The organism is Streptomyces sp. NPDC026672 (assembly GCF_040638185.1).
Classification (GTDB): Bacteria; Actinomycetota; Actinomycetes; order Streptomycetales; family Streptomycetaceae; genus Streptomyces.
Genome location: NZ_JBEZXS010000104.1, coordinates 1 through 1,874, shown reverse-complemented (window position 1 = coordinate 1,874; position 1,874 = coordinate 1). Strand labels below are relative to the sequence as shown.

The following is a 1,874-nucleotide window of genomic DNA, read 5'->3' as shown; positions in this document are numbered from 1 at the left end:
TCCTCCACACCTACAACCACCACCGCTGCCACACCGCACTCGCAGGCCACCCACCCATCAGCCGTGTGAACAACGCTTCAGGTCAATACACCTAGGGCCTGTCGGGCAGCCCCTGGGGCACCGGAGGATCACCCACCGGTCTCGGCGGCCCCGCCCCGTGGCCACTTCGAGACGCATCCGCAACGCCCCGTACCGCACGTTCCGGGCCCCCGCGCCGTCACAGTCACCAGAAGTTCGACGTCGACCGGCACAGGGGACACACCGGAATGAAGCGTTACGGAACACGGCACGGGCGGGGCGCGCTGCTCGCCCTCACCCTCGCGGGCGGCCTGCTGCTGACGGCCTGCGCGGGGACCGGAAGCGGCAGCAGCGCCGACGCGAAACACGGCAACAGCGCCGGACTGCCCGCACCCGGCCCCGCCCGCACCCAGGACGGCCGACAGGACGCGCAACAGGACGAGCGGGACCCCGGCGACCACGTCTCCACCTTCGCCCTCGACGTCGACACCGCCTCCTACGGCTACGCGCGCCGCGCCCTCGCCGACGGCCACCGCCCCGACCCGTCGACCGTCCGCCCCGAGGAGTTCGTCAACAGCTTCCGCCAGGACTACCCGCGCCCCGACGGCAACGGCTTCACGGTCACCGTCGACGGCGCCCGCACCGACGAACCCGGCTGGTCCCTGGTCCGCGTCGGCCTCGCCACCCGCGCCGCCCAGGACGACGCCCGCCGCCCGCCCGCCGCCCTCACCTTCGTCGTCGACGTCTCGGGCTCCATGGCCGAGCCCGGCCGGCTCGACCTGGCCCGGCGTTCCCTGGGCACGATGACCGACCGGCTGCGCGACGACGACTCGGTCGCGCTCGTCACCTTCAGCGACGAGGCCGAGACCGTGCTCCCCATGACCCGCCTCGGCGGCCACCGGGCCCGCGTGCACGACGCCGTCGACTCCCTGGAGACCCGCGGCTCGACCGACCTGGGCGCGGGCGTCGGCACCGGCTACGCCACCGCCGTCGAGGGCCTGCGCGAGGGCGCGACCAACCGGGTCGTCCTCGTCTCCGACGGGCTCGCCAACACCGGCGACACCGACGCGGACACCATCCTCGAGCGCATCGACGCCGACCGCCGCGAGCACGGCATCACCCTGTTCGGCGTCGGCGTCGGCAGCGACTACGGCGACGCCCTCATGGAACGCCTCGCCGACCGCGGCGACGGACACACCGCCTACGTCTCCGGCACCGACGACGCCACCGAGGTCTTCGGCGAGCAACTCCCGCGGAACATCGAGCTCACGGCCCGCGACGCCAAGGCCCAGGTCGTCTTCGACCCGCGCACGGTCGCCGACTTCCGCCTCGTCGGCTACGACGACCGCCGCGTCGCCGACGACGACTTCCGCGACGACCGGGTGGACGGCGGCGAGGTCGGCCCCGGCCACACCGTCACCGCCCTGTACGCGGTGCGCACCAGGCCGGGCGCCGAGGGTCATCTCGCCACGGCCACCGTCCGCTGGCTCGACCCCGAAAGCCGCGCCCCGCACGAGGAGTCGGGCACGCTGGAGGCCGGCGCGCTGCGCGGCTCGGTGTGGCGGGCCTCCGACCGCTTCCAGGTCACCGCCGTGGCCGCCTACTTCGCCGACGCCCTGCGCCTGGGCGCCGACGGGACCCGGCTGCCCGGCGCCCCCGGCCTCGGTGAACTCCAGAACCGCGCCGACGGGTTGGCCCGCCGCACCGAGGACCCGGCGGTACGGCAACTCACCCGCGCGATCGAACAGGCCCGCCGCGGGGAGGGCTAGGGCGTGTTTCGAAAGTAGCGCCGTCCGCCCGGAGGGCGGGGCCCGCGGCGTCTGGTGCGTGCAATCGCAAGGCGGAGGATCGCCCTC

Annotated in this window: 1 protein-coding gene; it reads left to right on the top strand. The window is 74.6% G+C overall.

Annotation, left to right across the window (positions count from 1 at the left end):
• The first annotated feature begins 266 nt into the window (after positions 1–266).
• A complete protein-coding gene (locus AB0F77_RS42945; RefSeq protein WP_361960222.1) occupies positions 267–1,787 on the top strand; it encodes a von Willebrand factor type A domain-containing protein in 1,521 nt (506 codons plus the stop codon).
• Positions 1,788–1,874: the final 87 nt, after the last annotated feature.